The 14,912-nt window shown below is 60.6% G+C and carries 16 protein-coding genes; 3 read left to right on the forward strand and 13 right to left on the reverse strand.

Annotated elements, in window-relative coordinates:
* Window positions 1–196: 196 nt before the first annotated feature.
* The 9 genes from iscX to trmJ all read right to left on the reverse strand — a co-directional run bounded on the left by iscX (window position 197) and on the right by trmJ (window position 6,715).
* A complete protein-coding gene (gene iscX / locus ACJ8IN_RS14510; protein WP_006327336.1) occupies window positions 197–397 on the reverse strand; it encodes a Fe-S cluster assembly protein IscX in 201 nt (66 codons plus the stop codon).
* Between the two features lie 32 nt (window positions 398–429).
* The gene (gene fdx / locus ACJ8IN_RS14515) at window positions 430–765 is read right to left on the reverse strand and encodes an ISC system 2Fe-2S type ferredoxin (protein ID WP_004941417.1); all 336 of its coding nucleotides are present in this window, start codon (window positions 763–765) and stop codon (window positions 430–432) included.
* 2 nt (window positions 766–767) lie between these two features.
* Window positions 768–2,618, reverse strand: a complete 1,851-nt coding sequence (hscA, locus tag ACJ8IN_RS14520) for a Fe-S protein assembly chaperone HscA (RefSeq protein WP_033654281.1) — start codon at window positions 2,616–2,618, stop codon at window positions 768–770.
* Between the two features lie 32 nt (window positions 2,619–2,650).
* Window positions 2,651–3,172 (reverse strand): co-chaperone HscB, encoded by a 522-nt coding sequence (gene hscB, locus ACJ8IN_RS14525; protein ID WP_060423887.1) that lies wholly within the window; start codon window positions 3,170–3,172, stop codon window positions 2,651–2,653.
* A gap of 62 nt (window positions 3,173–3,234) precedes the next feature.
* Window positions 3,235–3,558 carry an iron-sulfur cluster assembly protein IscA gene (iscA, locus tag ACJ8IN_RS14530; RefSeq protein WP_004941410.1) on the reverse strand — a complete coding sequence of 108 codons (324 nt, stop codon included), beginning with the start codon at window positions 3,556–3,558 and terminating at the stop codon, window positions 3,235–3,237.
* Between the two features lie 54 nt (window positions 3,559–3,612).
* Window positions 3,613–3,999 carry a Fe-S cluster assembly scaffold IscU gene (iscU, locus tag ACJ8IN_RS14535; RefSeq protein WP_033635600.1) on the reverse strand — a complete coding sequence of 129 codons (387 nt, stop codon included), beginning with the start codon at window positions 3,997–3,999 and terminating at the stop codon, window positions 3,613–3,615.
* A gap of 24 nt (window positions 4,000–4,023) precedes the next feature.
* The gene (gene iscS, locus ACJ8IN_RS14540; RefSeq protein ID WP_016929764.1) at window positions 4,024–5,238 is read right to left on the reverse strand and encodes a cysteine desulfurase; all 1,215 of its coding nucleotides are present in this window, start codon (window positions 5,236–5,238) and stop codon (window positions 4,024–4,026) included.
* A gap of 54 nt (window positions 5,239–5,292) precedes the next feature.
* Window positions 5,293–5,787, reverse strand: coding sequence for a Fe-S cluster assembly transcriptional regulator IscR (gene iscR / locus ACJ8IN_RS14545; RefSeq protein WP_004941404.1), 495 nt, complete (start codon window positions 5,785–5,787; stop codon window positions 5,293–5,295).
* 193 nt (window positions 5,788–5,980) lie between these two features.
* Window positions 5,981–6,715, reverse strand: a complete 735-nt coding sequence (trmJ, locus tag ACJ8IN_RS14550) for a tRNA (cytosine(32)/uridine(32)-2'-O)-methyltransferase TrmJ (RefSeq protein WP_025303916.1) — start codon at window positions 6,713–6,715, stop codon at window positions 5,981–5,983.
* 119 nt (window positions 6,716–6,834) lie between these two features.
* On the opposite strand from trmJ, the gene suhB reads away from it, so the two are divergent.
* Entirely contained in the window at window positions 6,835–7,638 is an 804-nt protein-coding gene (gene suhB, locus ACJ8IN_RS14555) for an inositol-1-monophosphatase (RefSeq protein ID WP_004941400.1), read from the forward strand.
* 55 nt (window positions 7,639–7,693) lie between these two features.
* Here suhB and ACJ8IN_RS14560 read toward each other — a convergent pair whose 3' ends face one another.
* Together ACJ8IN_RS14560 and ACJ8IN_RS14565 are read right to left on the reverse strand one after the other, a co-directional pair.
* Window positions 7,694–8,716, reverse strand: a complete 1,023-nt coding sequence (locus ACJ8IN_RS14560; RefSeq protein ID WP_016929766.1) for a nickel/cobalt transporter — start codon at window positions 8,714–8,716, stop codon at window positions 7,694–7,696.
* The gene (locus ACJ8IN_RS14565) at window positions 8,707–9,342 is read right to left on the reverse strand and encodes a DUF1007 family protein (protein ID WP_033651572.1); all 636 of its coding nucleotides are present in this window, start codon (window positions 9,340–9,342) and stop codon (window positions 8,707–8,709) included. The genes ACJ8IN_RS14560 and ACJ8IN_RS14565 overlap by 10 nt, the downstream gene beginning before the upstream one ends.
* 182 nt (window positions 9,343–9,524) lie before the next feature.
* Between ACJ8IN_RS14565 and csiE the strand changes: the two genes are divergently transcribed.
* Window positions 9,525–10,790, forward strand: a complete 1,266-nt coding sequence (gene csiE / locus ACJ8IN_RS14570) for a stationary phase inducible protein CsiE (protein ID WP_060423883.1) — start codon at window positions 9,525–9,527, stop codon at window positions 10,788–10,790.
* Here csiE and ACJ8IN_RS14575 read toward each other — a convergent pair whose 3' ends face one another.
* Window positions 10,791–11,936 (reverse strand): 3-phenylpropionate MFS transporter, encoded by a 1,146-nt coding sequence (locus tag ACJ8IN_RS14575; protein WP_033654288.1) that lies wholly within the window; start codon window positions 11,934–11,936, stop codon window positions 10,791–10,793.
* Between the two features lie 156 nt (window positions 11,937–12,092).
* Window positions 12,093–13,346: a serine hydroxymethyltransferase gene (glyA, locus tag ACJ8IN_RS14580; RefSeq protein WP_025303922.1), complete on the reverse strand. Its 1,254-nt coding sequence runs from the start codon at window positions 13,344–13,346 to the stop codon at window positions 12,093–12,095.
* Between the two features lie 357 nt (window positions 13,347–13,703).
* Here glyA and hmpA point away from each other — a divergent pair, with 357 nt between their 5' ends.
* Entirely contained in the window at window positions 13,704–14,894 is a 1,191-nt protein-coding gene (gene hmpA, locus ACJ8IN_RS14585) for an NO-inducible flavohemoprotein (protein ID WP_060423879.1), read from the forward strand.
* Window positions 14,895–14,912: the final 18 nt, after the last annotated feature.

Genomic DNA, 14,912 nt, shown 5'->3' on the forward strand with positions numbered 1-14,912 from the left:
AGCTTACTCAGGTAAGTGACTGGGGTAAGACAAATCTGCCGGGAGCAGATTTGAACGCTGCTCGCAGCGGCCCCTTGGGGCGTGGCCCACGGATGGGCCACGTAACTACGTGCAGGTAACAACGCTGCGGTTTGAAAGACGACGGGTATGTCGGATACAAAATAAACGGGCCGCCCATGGCAGCCCGTTACGCTATTTACTCCGCTTCATCTAACCAGACCAGCAGGATCGCTTCCAGTATTTTTTCGTTGGAAGCCTGCGGATCGTCGTCGAACTCTTCCAGATCGCAGATCCACTGATGCATGTCGGTAAAACGCACGGTTTTCGGATCGGTGTCCGGGTATTGGTCGTACAGGGCTTCGCCGATTTCTCGGCTGTCGGTCCACTTCAGTCCCATTATGATCTCCGGGTTGGCGCTGCGGCTAACAATTAATGCTCACGCGCGTGGTTGACGGTGTAGCGCGGCATTTCGACCACCAGATCTTCGTCGGCGACCAGCGCCTGGCAGCTCAGGCGGCTTTCCGGCTCCAGCCCCCAGGCCTTGTCCAGCATGTCGTCTTCCAGCTCGCTGCTCTCTTCAAGCGAATCGAAGCCTTCACGCACGATGCAGTGGCAGGTGGTGCAGGCGCAGGATTTCTCGCAGGCGTGCTCGATTTCAATGCCGTTGCGCAGCGCAACGTTGAGGATCGACTCCCCTTTTTCAGCTTCCAGAACCGCCCCTTCCGGGCAAAGATCTTGATGGGGCAGGAAAACAATTTTAGGCATGGTTAAACCTCATCCACAGAATGGCCAGCCAGCGCGCGGCGAATGGAAGCGTCCATGCGGCGCGCGGCAAAATCTTGCGTTTGTGCATCTAATGTTTTGATGGCGTCTTCGATAGCGGCGGGATCTTCCCCCTGCACCGCCTGCTGCAACGCCTGGGTCGCGGCGGCGATCGCCTGGCTTTCCGCCTCGCTCAGCAGCGCGGCGTCGCTGGCCAGCGCGCCCTGCAGGCTTTCCAGCACCCGCGCGGCTTCCACGCGTTGCTCCGCCAGCTTGCGCGCGCCCACGTCGCTTTGCGCGTTGGCCATCGAATCCTTGATCATGCCGGCGATTTCGCTGTCCGACAGGCCGTACGACGGCTTCACCTGGATCGAGGCTTCCACGCCGGTGGATTTCTCCATCGCGGTGACGCTCAGCAGACCGTCGGCATCCACCTGGAAGGTGACGCGAATGTGCGCGCCCCCGGCAGGCAGCGGCGGCAGGCCGCGCAGCGTGAAACGCGCCAGCGAACGGCAGTCCTGCACCAGCTCGCGCTCGCCCTGCAGCACGTGGATCATCATCGCGCTTTGGCCGTCTTTAAAGGTGGTGAATTCCTGCGCGCGCGCCACCGGAATGGTGGTGTTGCGCGGGATCACTTTCTCCACCAGACCGCCCATGGTTTCGAGGCCCAGCGACAGCGGGATCACGTCCAGCAGCAGCATGTCGCTGTCCGGCTTGTTGCCCACCAGAATGTCGGCCTGGATCGCGGCGCCGATGGCGACCACTTTATCCGGATCGATCGACGTCAGCGGCGTACGGCCGAAGAAGGCCCCCACCTGCTCACGCACCAGCGGCACGCGGGTGGAACCGCCGACCATCACCGCTTCCAGCACCTCGTCGGCGGCGACGCCGGCGTCTTTCAGCGCGCGGCGGCAGGCCATCAGCGTGCGTTTCACCAGCGGAGCGATCAGCGCTTCGAACTGGGCGCGGGTCACCTCGCCCTGCCAGCCGGCCACCTCGACGCGCACGCTGTCGGCATCGCTCAACGCGATTTTAGCGGCGATGGCGGCGTCCAGCAGTTGGCGCTGCACGCCGTGGTCGCTGCGATCGGCCACGCCGGCCTGCTCGCGCAGCCAGTCGGCCAGCAGGTGATCGAAGTCGTCGCCGCCCAGCGCGGAATCGCCGCCGGTGGCCAGCACTTCGAACACGCCGCGGCTGAGGCGCAGAATGGAGATATCAAAGGTGCCGCCGCCCAGATCGTAAACCGCGATCACCCCTTCCTGGCCGGAGTCCAGCCCGTAGGCGATCGCTGCCGCGGTCGGTTCGTTCAGCAGGCGCAGGACGTGCAGGCCGGCCAGACGCGCCGCGTCTTTGGTGCCCTGGCGCTGCGCGTCGTCGAAGTAGGCGGGAACGGTGATCACCACGCCATCCAGCTCCCCTTCCAGCGCCGCTTGCGCGCGCGCGGACAGGGCTCGCAGGATATCGGCGGAGACGCCGACCGGGTTAACCGGGCCGGCGGCGGTGACGATCAGCGGCAGGCCGTTGTCGCTGGCCTGGAATTGATACGGCAGGTTCGGGTAACGCTGCTGCACGTCCGCCAACGAGCGACCCATCATGCGCTTGATGGAGCTGACGGTATTGGCCGGATCCTGCGCCGCCTGTTGGCGCGCCTCCCAGCCGACGCGCTGCGCGTCCGCCTGATAATGCACCACCGAAGGCAGCAAATGGCGGCCCTGTTCGTCGGCCAGCGTTTCCGCTTGCCCGCTGCGCACCGTGGCGACCAGCGAGTTGGTGGTGCCTAAGTCGATGCCGGCGGCCAAGCGTCGCTGGTGCGGCGCGGCGCTGAGGCCAGGCTCACTAATTTGTAATAAGGCCATGTTGAAGCTTCCACAATCAGAATCAGAAGGTGTTACTCAAAACCCAGCAGTTTTTCTTCGAGTTGTTCAACCTGTTGCTGGAGTTTGTCCAAAAAGCGCAGCTTGCGCACGGTGTCGGCGGCGTCCGCCCACTGCTCGCCGTCCAGCTGCTGCAGCATCAGCGCACTGCGCTGTTTGATGGAGGCGGCCAGCCGCGCGCCGAAATCGGCCAGCAGGCTTTCCGCCTCCGGCTTGCGCTCAATGGCGTCGAGCTCTTCGCGCAGTTCCAGCTGTTCCATCAGGAACGCGGTGTCGCGCATCGTATGCTGTTCGTTGCCCAGATCGAAGCCGTGCAAAGATAGCATATACTCCGCGCGTTTTAACGGGTGCTTCAGCGCATGGTAGGCTTCGTTGATGGTCGCCGCCTGCTGCAACGCCATCAGGCGTTCGCGCTCCGGCTGGTTGGCGAAACGATCGGGGTGAAATTGGCGCTGCAGATCCTGGAAGCGGGACGCAAGCAGGCTGCCGTCCACGGTGTAGCGAACTGGCAGCCCGAATAAAGTAAAGTAATCCATAGCGTGCTCTGGGCGTTAGCGGATGAAGTTCCCCCGCCGAAACGGGGGAGCACGATGGACTGTCAGACGTTGAAACTCTCGCCGCAGCCGCATTCGCTTGAGACGTTCGGGTTGTTGAACTTGAAGCCTTCGTTCAGGCCTTCCTTAACGAAATCAAGCTCGGTGCCGTCAAGGTAAACCAGGCTCTTGCCGTCGATGATCACCTTGATGCCTTTGTCTTCAAACACGATGTCGTCATCGTTGGCTTCGTCAACAAATTCCAGCACGTAGGCCATTCCGGAGCAGCCGGAAGTTCGCACTCCCAGACGCAGGCCGAGACCCTTGCCGCGGTTCGTCAAAAACGCCTGAACACGCTGCGCAGCGCTGTCGCTCATGGTAATAGACATCACAACCTCACACTTCAAATCAAAGCCCGGCGTGGCCGGGCCGACTCAGACAAATTACTCGGCGCTATGCTTGCTCTTATAGTCGGCAATCGCTGCTTTGATGGCGTCTTCAGCCAGGATCGAGCAGTGAATTTTGACCGGCGGCAATTCCAACTCTTCGGCGATCTGGGTGTTTTTGATCGCTTCAGCCTGATCCAGCGACTTGCCTTTCATCCATTCGGTCACCAGCGAGCTGGAGGCGATGGCGGAACCGCAGCCGTAAGTTTTAAAGCGCGCGTCTTCGATGATGCCTTCATCGTTAACCTTGATTTGCAGCTTCATGACGTCGCCGCAAGCTGGCGCCCCTACCATGCCGCTGCCGACGGTAGGATCTTCGTTGTCGAAGGAACCCACGTTGCGCGGGTTTTCATAATGATCGATTACTTTTTCGCTGTAAGCCATGACCTTGCTCCTGAAACCTGAGAATTAATGATGCGCCCATTCGATGCTGTTGATGTCCACGCCCTGCTTGAACATCTCCCACAGCGGAGACAGATCGCGCAGACGGCCGATGGATTTACGCACCAGTTGAATGGTGTAGTCGATCTCTTCTTCCGTGGTGAAACGCCCCAGGGAGAAACGGATCGAGCTGTGCGCCAATTCATCGCTCATGCCCAGCGCGCGCAGCACGTAGGACGGCTCGAGGCTGGCGGAGGTACAGGCTGAACCGGAGGAAACGGCCAGGTCTTTCAGCGCCATGATCAGCGACTCGCCTTCAACGTAGTTGAAGCTGACGTTCAGGATGTTCGGTGCGCCGTGCTCCAGATCGCCGTTCAGATACACTTCTTCCATATCTTTCACGCCGTTCCACAGACGATCGCGCAGGGTGCGCAGACGCGCCATCTCTTCGGTCATCTCTTCTTTGGCGATGCGGTAAGCTTCGCCCATGCCGACGATCTGGTGGACAGGCAGGGTGCCGGAACGCATGCCGCGCTCGTGACCGCCGCCGTGTACCTGCGCTTCGATGCGGATGCGCGGCTTGCGGCGCACGTACAGCGCGCCGATGCCTTTCGGGCCATAGATTTTGTGGCCGGAGAACGACATCAGGTCGACTTTCAGCTTGCTCAGATCGATAGGCAGTTTGCCCACGCTCTGGGTGGCGTCAACGTGGTAAATGATACCGCGCGCGCGGCACATTTCGCCGATCGCTTCGATGTCCTGCACCACGCCGATCTCGTTGTTGACGTGCATGATGGAGACCAGGATGGTGTCATCGCGCAGCGCCGCTTCGAGATCCTGCAGGCTGATGATGCCGTTGCTCTGCGGCGCCAGATAGGTCACTTCGAACCCTTCGCGCTCCAGCTGACGGCAGGTGTCCAGCACGGCTTTGTGTTCGGTTTTGCTGGTGATGATGTGCTTGCCTTTTTTCTGGTAGAAATTGGCAGCGCCTTTGATCGCCAGGTTGTCGGATTCGGTCGCCCCGGAGGTGAAGACGATTTCGCGCGGGTCGGCGCCCACCAGTTCGGCGATTTGGTTACGGGCGATGTCTACCGCCTCTTCCGCCTGCCAACCGAAACGGTGGGAACGGGAAGCCGGGTTGCCGAAAGTGCCGTCCAGGGTCAAAAACTGCATCATCTTCTCAGCAACGCGCGGGTCAACCGGCGTCGTTGCTGAGTAATCCAGATAAATCGGTAATTTCATTGCTCTTGTGCTCCGTACATCACTTCCAAAAACTAAAATAATTTCGCCAGCTGCTTATGCGCGCAGATTAACGTTGATAGTTTCTTGCGGACGACCGTTGGCCGTGCGGCGCGTATCGTTATTTTGACGATCCGCCACCACCAGCACTTCCTGGTTGTTGACCAGTTCTGCCAGCGTAATGTTGTTCAGGAACCCGCTGATGCGCTCGCTCAGATCGCGCCACAGGGCGTGGGTCAAGCAGCGATCGCCGCCCTGACAGCCTTCTTTGCCCTGGCACCGGGTTGCATCTACCGATTCATCGACGGCAGTGATGACAGCGCCAACGGCGATCTCACCCGCGTCTTTACCCAGCAGATAACCACCGCCCGGGCCGCGCACGCTGGCCACCAGGCCATTTTTGCGCAGACGGGAGAATAATTGTTCCAGATAAGAGAGCGAAATACCCTGGCGTTCGGAAATGTCCGCCAGTGGCACCGGCCCTTCCTGGGAATGCAGCGCTACGTCAAGCATAGCGGTTACGGCATAACGGCCTTTGGATGTCAGTCTCATAGCTCAATGGTTACCTGTTGGTCAAATATGGCCGAAAGTCTGACATTCCTGAGTAAAACAGTCAACTATTTAACCTAGTAATTGACTCAAGTATTAGCACGTTTTGAACTTAGCAAGAACAAAGGTATATAAAATACATGTTATAACCTTTGGATAACTAATACTATTGTCGCCCACCGCTATGCCACATCAATTAATTACCTTGATGTTTATCCTGTTTCTCGATCGACGTCAGCATGCCACGCAGGATATTCAGCTCCTGCCCTTCCGGGCGCGCGCGGGTGAACAGCCGACGCAGGCGGCTCATCACCTGGCCCGGATGGGACGGACGAATAAAGCCGGTGCGCTGCAGCGTCTGCTCCAGGTGCTGATAGAAACGCTCGAGGTCATCCACCAGCGGGTACGGCGTCTCTTCCAGCTGCGGCGCGCCAGCCTGTTGGCGATCGAGGTAAGCCACGCGCACTTCGTACGCCAGGATCTGCACCGCCATCGCCAGGTTCAGCGAGCTGTAGTCCGGGTTGGCCGGAATAGCGACGTGGTAGTGGCACTTCTGCAATTCATCGTTGGTCAGCCCGACGCGTTCGCGGCCGAACACCAGCGCCACTGGCGCGTGTTCGCCCTCGTGCACCGCGCGCACGCCGCATTCACGCGGCTCCAGCATCGGCCACGGCAAGGTGCGAGAACGGGCGCTGGTGCCCACCACCAGGCTACAGCCGGCGATGGCGTCATCGAGGGTGTCGACGATAGTGGCGTTGCCGATCACGTCGCTGGCGCCGGCGGCCAGGGCGATGGCCTGAGAATCGGGTTTGATCAGCGGATTAACCAGATAAAGGTTGGTTAAACCCATGGTTTTCATGGCTCTGGCGGTCGAGCCCATGTTGCCGGTATGTGAAGTCTCAACCAGAACAATGCGGATATTGTGCAGCATACAAACTCTGAGCGTGGCGGAAAATCGCAGCATCTTAACACAGCCGTAGGCAATTTGCCGAACAGCTGCTATACTTCGCGCCGTTTCCTGTTCTTTAACATCCTAGTTGGAAGATACCCATGCATCCGATGCTGACTATCGCCGTGCGCGCTGCGCGCAAGGCCGGTAACCTGATTGCCAAAAACTACGAAACCCCGGACGCTGTAGAAGCGAGCCAGAAAGGGACCAATGACTTCGTCACCAACGTCGATCGCGATGCAGAGCATCTGATCATCGACGTCATCCGCAAGTCTTATCCGCAACACAGTATCGTGAGCGAAGAACGCGGTGAGCTGATCGGCGAAGATCGCGATGTGCAATGGGTGATCGATCCACTGGATGGCACTGCAAACTTCATCAAACGTTTCCCTCATTTCTCCGTTTCCATCGCCGTACGCATCAAAGGCCGTACTGAAGTGGCCGTGGTTTACGATCCGATGCGCAACGAACTGTTCACCGCCACTCGCGGCCAGGGCGCACAGCTCAACGGCTACCGCCTGCGCGGCACCAACGCCAAAGATCTGGATGGCACCATCCTGGCGACCGGCTTCCCGTTCAAGGTCAAACAGCACGCAACGCCTTACATCAACATCGTCGGCAAGCTGTTCACCCAGTGCGCAGACTTCCGCCGCACCGGTTCCGCTGCGCTGGATCTGGCCTATGTGGCCGCCGGCCGCGTAGACGGTTTCTTCGAAATCGGCCTGAAGCCGTGGGACTTCGCCGCGGGCGAACTGCTGGTGCGTGAAGCCGGCGGCCTGGTGACCGACTTCGTCGGCGGCCACAACCACTTCAGCTCCGGCAACGTGGTGGCAGGCAACCCGCGCGTAGTGAAAGCCATGCTGGCCACCATGCGTGAAGAACTGAGCGAAGCGCTGAAGCGTTAATCGCCAGAAGCGAATCGAAAAAAGCGCTGCCGATGCAGCGCTTTTTTTATGCCCGTTAGCGGGAGAAGGGACGGATGCCGCCGCCGAATTCCGGCTGCGCGCTGACGTACAGCAACAGCCCGGCGGCCAGCAGGATCAGGCCGCCGGCCAGCGCCAACGCCCCCCAGGCCACCGCGCTCCAGGCGGCGGGCGCGCGCGAACGGCTGAGGCGCACCGCCAGCCGGCGGCTGTAATGTACCAGCAGCGCCAGCATCGAGATGGTCAACGAGGTGCCGAACGCCATCGCCAGCGCGGAGATCACTCCCCAGCCGAACACGCCGATCACTTTGGAGAACAGCAGCACCAAAATCGCCCCCGAACAGGGGCGCATGCCCATCGCCAGCACGATGGCGGCCTGAGTGCGCCAGTCGCTTCCCGCCTGCAGCTCGCTGTCGCTCGGCAGATGCCGGTGGCCGCAGCCGCAATTGGCGCTGTGCACATGATCCGCCGCCAGCGGCGTCAGGCTGTTGATGCGCAGCGCCGGCGCCGGGCGCATCGCCTTGATCGCCGCAAACAGGCGTTTCAGCGCGCGCCAACTCAGCAGCACGCCAAGCAGCATCACCAGAATAAAGCTGCCCTTCTCCAGCCAGAAACTGCTTTGGTGCAGCTGGCGCGAAGAGAGCTGCAATACCACCAGCATCAGCGTGACCAGCGCGATCGCTACCCCGCCCTGCACCAGCGAGGCGGCGAAGGTCAGCTTCAGGCTGCTTTTCAGCCGCGCCGGATGGGTAGCCAGGTAGGTGGCGATCACCACTTTGCCGTGGCCGGGGCCGAGCGCATGCAAGACGCCATAGCCGAGGCTGAACAGCATCAGCGCCAGCCCGGCCTGCTGCGGCGCGGCCTTCACCTGCTGCAACAGCCCCGCCATCTGCTGGTGCAGCGCTTTTTGCCACACCACGCTCTGCATCAGCAGCTGCGGCCAATAGTGCCACGCCAGCAGCGCGGCGGCCGCCAGCGCCAGCGTGAACGGCAGCAGCGGCCACAGGCCGAAGGCCCAGTGGCGTCGGCTCGTCGTCGGTTGCGAGAGATTTAACGACATTGCAGCGTCACCCGCTGGGCGAACTGCTGCCCCAGCGCCAGGTCTTCACCGGGCGAGTCGTTCTTGTCTAGCGACAGCGCATAGGCCTGCAGCGACGCATTCGGCTTCGGCGTCATCAGCTTGTAGCTGCACAGCTGCGCCATCTCCGGCGGCAGATGCAGCGCATTTTGGTCTTTATAGGTCATATCCACGAAATAAGTCGGATCGTAAGTAGAAAGTTCGAACGGCTTGCCCGCCAGCGGCTGCGGCTCGGCCAACGGCAGCACGAACTCCAGCACCGCCTGGTTGCCCTGGCGCGACAGGTGATATTCACTGGGCAAGTTCAGGTATTTCACCGGTTTGCCGTCGCGGTAAAGATCGGTGAAATAGTGCTGCCCCAGCACGTTGGCCATCACTTCCGCCGCCAGCTTTTTCCACACTTCCGAATCGCTCTTGGCGTTTTTCGCATCGTAGAGCAGATCCGCCGAGGTGATTTCATCCATCACCCACACCATTTTCAGGCCGACCAGCCGCTGGTCTTTGGCGACGAAGGTGGTATTCATGTCGATAAAGCTGTGCGGATGAGCGATCGCACCGGCGCTGAACACGGCGCCGAAGGCAGCCAAAAGACGACGTAACTTCATCATTATCCTGTCTTACCTGCATTTGTTATAACGTAACACAAATAGATACCTAACGGCCCGTCTCTCCCGGCGATATTTGTGACGAAAGTTGTAAGCCGAAGTAAAAGCCGCGCGGTAATCCTGCCGTCACAAAGCCTTTTGCTATGCTTAGGCATAATCGCAACCTTTTATGCCGGAAGGTGATAATGAGCCTGGACACCTCTCCCGTGCCCGAGCTCTCCGGACAACAACGGCGCTGCCATCTGCTGCTGATGCTGTACACGCCGGAGCCCGAGTTACAGCTGGAGACCCTAAGCCGAATCAACGGCGTCGCCCCCCCGATAACCCGGCAAGATATAGCCGAGGTGGCCAGTGAAATCCAGCGTTTCCATCACCTGGAGATCGCCGTCGATCCCGACCATGGCTACCAACTGCGGGGCAGCGTGCTCGACCAACGCCTGTGCCTGATCCACTGGCTGCGGCGGGCCCTGCGCTGCAGCCCGCGGTTTGTCGAAGGCGATTTCGCCCCGCGCCTGCGGCAAGCGCTGGCGACCGATGCCGCCCCGGCGTCTGCGCTGGCAGAGGCGATCGACGCCTGCGAGCCGCTGCTCAGCCGCCACTTCGATGCGCGCGACCGCCAATTCCTGCAGCATTACCTGCTCTACTGCGCCTGGCAAAATCGCCTGCAGCAGCATCCGCGTTTCGACGCGGTTCAACGCGACTGGCTGCGGAAAAAGCCGGAACAGCAGGCCGCCGCCTGGCTGCATCAGGCCTGCAACCGGCTGTTTAACCAGCCGCCGCAGGCAGACGAGCGCGATTTTTTGGCGCTCACCTTCACCATGTTGAAAAATCACAGCTACCACAGCAACGACTCAGCGCAAGAGCGGAGATTGATGGTGGCGATCGACAGCATGGTCGAGCGCTTCCAGCAACTTTCCGGCATGGCCTTCAGCAGCAAGGCGGAGCTGGTCAGCCAGCTGTTCGCCCATCTGGCGCCGGCGCTGGAGCGCTGCCGTTTCGCCATCGGCATCGACAATATGCTGCTGGAAGAAGTGGTGCGCAAATACCCGCGGCTGATGCGCACCACGCAGGAAGCGCTGAAACCGCTGGAGCAGGAGTACGGCGTGCATTTTTCCAACGAGGAGGCGGGGCTGGTGGCCATCAGCTTCGGCGCCTGGCTGATGCAGGACAACGCGCTGCAGGAAAAGCAGGTGCTGCTGCTGACGCTGGACAACCCGCAGTTGGAAGAGGAAGTGGAATATCAGATCCGAGAGCTCACGCTGTTGCCGCTGAACATCAAGTACCTGCCGCTGAGCGACTATCTGCGCGGCGGAGCGCCGCAGGGCATCACGCTGGTGATCACCCCTTATGCGGCGGTGCACAGCGATCCGCACCCGCCGCTGGTCTATACCGAACTACCGCTGGAAACCCGGCAGCGCCAGGCGATTCGCGCGCTGCTGGAAGCCCCTTAATCAGCGGCTGACGCTGACCGCCGGCGGCCGGATAAACAAGGCCGGCACCGCGACCGCCGCCATCACCCAGAATACCCCGCCCTGCCAATGTTCGAACAGGAACCCGGCAATGACCGTCATGACGGCGATGCCGCCGCCCATCGCCAGCGCCGAATACACCGCCTGCAGTTGGATCACCTCTTGCCCCTGACGCGCGGCGATAAAGCGCATCGCCGCCAAATGGCAGACGGTGAAAGTGCCGCAGTGCAGGATCTGGATCAGCAGCAGCCAGCCCAGCTCGGTGCTATAGGCCATCAGGCTCCAGCGCAACACGCCGCAGCAGGCGGAGAGCAACAGCAGGTTGCGCGCATTCCAGCGGCGGAACAGCACGTTGCTGCTGGCGAAAATAATCACCTCCGCCACCACGCCCAGCGACCACAGATAGCCGATGGTCGAGGCCGAATAGCCCGCCTCCTGCCAGTAAATGGAGCCGAAGCTGTAGTAGCCGGCGTGCGCCCCTTGCAGCAGCGTGACGCACAGCAGGAAGCGCCAGACCGGCCCCTCTTTCAGCAGCGCCCACAGCGAACGTTCGGTTCCGCTGTGCGTGCGCGCTTCGCCCTGCGGCATGACGCTCGGCTTCAACAGCATGCCCAGCAGCATCGCCAGCACGCTGAAAATCAGGCTGTAGAGAATGGCGTTATGGCCCCACACCGCCACCAACTGCCCGGTCAGCGCCGAGCCGATGACGAACGCCAGCGAGCCCCACAGCCGCACCCGGCCGTAGTCCATACGGATCTGCTTTTGCCAGGTGGCGGCCAACGCGTCGGTCAGCGGCACCAGCGGCGAGAAGAACAGGTTGAAACCCGCTATCACCAGCATCAGCCAACCCCAGCCGTTGCCGAAACAGAAACCGACCGCAAAGGCCAGGGTCAGCAGCGCCAGCAGGCGCAGGGCGGAGACTAAATGAGAGGGATCTTTAACGCGGGGTGCAATCAGTAAGCTGCCGAGGAAGCGGGCCACCAAGCCGGCGCCGAGCAGCATGCCGATGGTTTCGGGCGCGATGCCCTCGCCTTTCAGCCACACGCCCCAGAACGGTAAGAAGATGCCATAGGAAAAGAAGTAGGTGAAATAACTGAGCGCGAGCCAACGCGTGGATTGCAGAACCATGATCCCTCCGGAGTGAGGGCAATACTTTGACAGAGCTCACACCGACCCGCAATCTTCATTCCACTTCAATGCGTTAGAGTGCCAGACAGCTCACAGTTTGCCGCGAGCGGCCACAAAAAAACCCGCCGCAGCGGGTTTTGTCGGGCGAAAGCGGGATTACGCGTAAACCGGCAGGCGGGCGCAGATATCCAGCACTTTCTTCTTGGTGCGTTCGATGGTGGCTTCATCGTTGATGTTGTCCAGCACATCACAGATCCAACCGGCCAGTTCGCGCACGTCGGCTTCTTTGAAGCCGCGACGGGTGACGGCCGGGGTGCCGATACGCACGCCGGAGGTGACGAACGGGCTTTTCGGATCGTTCGGCACGCTGTTTTTGTTGACGGTGATGTTGGCGCGGCCCAAGGCGGCGTCCGCTTCTTTACCGGTCAGGTTTTTGTCGACCAGATCCAGCAGGAACAGGTGGTTATGGGTGCCGCCGGAGACCACTTTGTAGCCGCGCTGCAGGAACACGTCCACCATCGCCTTAGCGTTGACCGCCACTTGCTGCTGGTAAACCTTGAACTCAGGCTCCATCGCTTCTTTCAGCGCCACCGCCTTGCCGGCGATCACGTGCATCAGCGGGCCGCCCTGGCCGCCAGGGAACACGGCGGAGTTCAGCTTCTTGTACAGCTCTTCGTCGCCGCCCTTCGCCAGGATCAGGCCGCCGCGCGGGCCCGCCAGGGTTTTGTGGGTGGTGGTGGTGACGATGTGCGCGTGCGGTACCGGGTTCGGGTAGACGCCGGCGGCGATCAGGCCCGCCACGTGCGCCATGTCGACGAACAGGTAAGCGCCGATGCTGTCGGCGATTTCACGCATTTTGGCCCAGTCAACCACACCGGAGTAAGCGGAGAAGCCGCCGATGATCATTTTCGGCTTGTGGGTTTGCGCCTGCTTGGCCAGATCGTCATAGTCGATTTGGCCTTTGTCGTCGATGCCGTAAGGCACCACGTTATACAGTTTGCCGGACAGGTTGACCGGGGAACCGTGGGTCAGGTGGCCGCCGTGCGCCAGGTTCATGCCCAGAATGGTGTCGCCCGGCTGCAGCAGCGCGGTGTACACGGCGAAGTTAGCCTGGGAGCCGGAGTGCGGCTGCACGTTGGCGTAATCGGCGCCGAACAATTCTTTGGCGCGATCGATAGCCAGCTGCTCAACGATATCCACGTATTCACAGCCGCCGTAGTAACGCTTGCCCGGATAGCCTTCAGCGTATTTGTTGGTCAGCTGGGAACCCTGAGCCTGCATCACGCGCGGGCTGGTGTAGTTCTCAGACGCGATCAGCTCGATGTGCTCTTCCTGACGCACCACTTCCTGCTCCATGGCACGCCACAGTTCCGCATCGTAATCGGCAATGTTCATTTCACGCTTTAACATCCGGCATCTCCTGACTTAAATCAGCTAACTAAAAAATCACCAAATAACTACCCGTTTGGGTTCTGGGCCACAGTGTAAACCGTTTCGCCCCACCGAAGATAGGTCTTGACAGAGGTTTTTACGCAAACGATTGGCATAAGGTGGCGCAAGGCTTTGATCCGCTAAACGCCGCCGTTTATCAACGGACATTTCCTCATGCGAACGATGCGCTTTTTTCATGTTCTGTGAGCGCGATCGACGCCCGAAGAACACCGCAACGAAAACAAGGGTATTTACAAGCGACGCGGAACCCAATAAGATGCATTTAAAATACATCATTAAAATTCTCGTCAAGATCCCAACCCAAGGAGCGCTTCCATGCTGGATAGCCAAACCATCGCCACCGTGAAATCCACCATTCCCCTGCTGGCTGCGACCGGGCCGAAGCTGACCGCCCACTTTTACGATCGCATGTTCGCGCACAACCCGGAATTGAAAGACATTTTCAACATGAGCAACCAGCGCAACGGCGATCAGCGTCAGGCGCTGTTCGACGCCATCTGCGCCTATGCCGCCAACATCGAGAACCTGGCGGCGCTGCTGCCGGCGGTGGAGCGCATCGCGCAGAAGCACACCAGCTTCAATATCCAGCCGGAGCAGTACAACATCGTCGGCGGTCACCTGCTGGCGACGCTGGACGAAATGTTCAGCCCGGGTCAGGAAGTCCTGGACGCCTGGGGCAAGGCCTACGGCGTGCTGGCCAACGTATTTATCCAGCGTGAAGAGCAGATTTATCAGCAGAGCGAAACCGACAACGGCGGCTGGCGCGATCTGCGCGCATTCCGCATCCTGAAAAAACAGCCGCAGAGCGACGTGATCTGCAGTTTCGTGCTGGCGCCGGTGGACGGCGGCCGGGTGGCGGACTTCAAACCGGGGCAGTATCTGGCGGTCTACATCAAGCACGACAGCCTGGAACATCAGGAAATTCGCCAGTACTCGCTGACCACCTCGCCGAACGGCGAGTTCTACCGCATCGCGGTGAAGCGTGAAGATCAGGGGAAAGTGTCCAACTACCTGCACCGGCAGGCGCAGGAAGGCGACGTGATCTACATCGCCCCGCCGCACGGCGACTTCTTCCTCGACGTGGCGCCGACCACGCCGGTGGCGCTGATCTCCGCCGGCGTCGGCCAAACCCCGATGCTCAGCATGCTCAACACCCTGCACGACAACCAGCATCAGGCGCAGGTCCACTGGCTGCACGCGGCGGAAAACGGTGGCGTGCACGCCTTTGCCGATGAAGTGGCGGATATTGCCGGGCGCATGCCGAATCTGAGCCGCCATGTGTGGTACCGCGAGCCGGGCGCCGATGACGTGGAAGGCCGCGACTACCACAGCCGCGGATTGATGGATTTGAGCGCGCTGCAAGGCAGCCTGGCCGATCCGCAGATGCACTATTACTTCTGCGGCCCGGTGGCCTTCATGCAGTTCGTGGGCAAACAGCTGCTGGAAATGGGCGTAGAGGCCGAACGCATCCACTACGAATGCTTCGGCCCGCATAAGGTGCTGTAATGCTTGCGGAGCGCGGCC

This window comes from Serratia sp. CY31944 (assembly GCF_052169175.1).
In the GTDB taxonomy this organism is placed as follows: domain Bacteria; phylum Pseudomonadota; class Gammaproteobacteria; order Enterobacterales; family Enterobacteriaceae; genus Serratia; species Serratia sarumanii.

What these genes read in the sequence shown, in the direction of transcription:
- csiE (WP_060423883.1), top strand. Translation starts at nt 9,525, where the DNA reads ATGAGCCTGGACACCTCTCCCGTGCCCGAGCTCTCCGGACAACAACGG.
- hscA (WP_033654281.1), bottom strand. Translation starts at nt 2,618, where the DNA reads ATGGCCTTATTACAAATTAGTGAGCCTGGCCTCAGCGCCGCGCCGCAC.
- iscU (WP_033635600.1), bottom strand. Translation starts at nt 3,999, where the DNA reads ATGGCTTACAGCGAAAAAGTAATCGATCATTATGAAAACCCGCGCAAC.
- ACJ8IN_RS14575 (WP_033654288.1), bottom strand. Translation starts at nt 11,936, where the DNA reads ATGGTTCTGCAATCCACGCGTTGGCTCGCGCTCAGTTATTTCACCTAC.
- ACJ8IN_RS14560 (WP_016929766.1), bottom strand. Translation starts at nt 8,716, where the DNA reads ATGTCGTTAAATCTCTCGCAACCGACGACGAGCCGACGCCACTGGGCC.
- hmpA (WP_060423879.1), top strand. Translation starts at nt 13,704, where the DNA reads ATGCTGGATAGCCAAACCATCGCCACCGTGAAATCCACCATTCCCCTG.
- fdx (WP_004941417.1), bottom strand. Translation starts at nt 765, where the DNA reads ATGCCTAAAATTGTTTTCCTGCCCCATCAAGATCTTTGCCCGGAAGGG.
- hscB (WP_060423887.1), bottom strand. Translation starts at nt 3,172, where the DNA reads ATGGATTACTTTACTTTATTCGGGCTGCCAGTTCGCTACACCGTGGAC.
- suhB (WP_004941400.1), top strand. Translation starts at nt 6,835, where the DNA reads ATGCATCCGATGCTGACTATCGCCGTGCGCGCTGCGCGCAAGGCCGGT.
- iscX (WP_006327336.1), bottom strand. Translation starts at nt 397, where the DNA reads ATGGGACTGAAGTGGACCGACAGCCGAGAAATCGGCGAAGCCCTGTAC.
- iscR (WP_004941404.1), bottom strand. Translation starts at nt 5,787, where the DNA reads ATGAGACTGACATCCAAAGGCCGTTATGCCGTAACCGCTATGCTTGAC.
- iscA (WP_004941410.1), bottom strand. Translation starts at nt 3,558, where the DNA reads ATGTCTATTACCATGAGCGACAGCGCTGCGCAGCGTGTTCAGGCGTTT.
- iscS (WP_016929764.1), bottom strand. Translation starts at nt 5,238, where the DNA reads ATGAAATTACCGATTTATCTGGATTACTCAGCAACGACGCCGGTTGAC.
- ACJ8IN_RS14565 (WP_033651572.1), bottom strand. Translation starts at nt 9,342, where the DNA reads ATGATGAAGTTACGTCGTCTTTTGGCTGCCTTCGGCGCCGTGTTCAGC.
- glyA (WP_025303922.1), bottom strand. Translation starts at nt 13,346, where the DNA reads ATGTTAAAGCGTGAAATGAACATTGCCGATTACGATGCGGAACTGTGG.
- trmJ (WP_025303916.1), bottom strand. Translation starts at nt 6,715, where the DNA reads ATGCTGCACAATATCCGCATTGTTCTGGTTGAGACTTCACATACCGGC.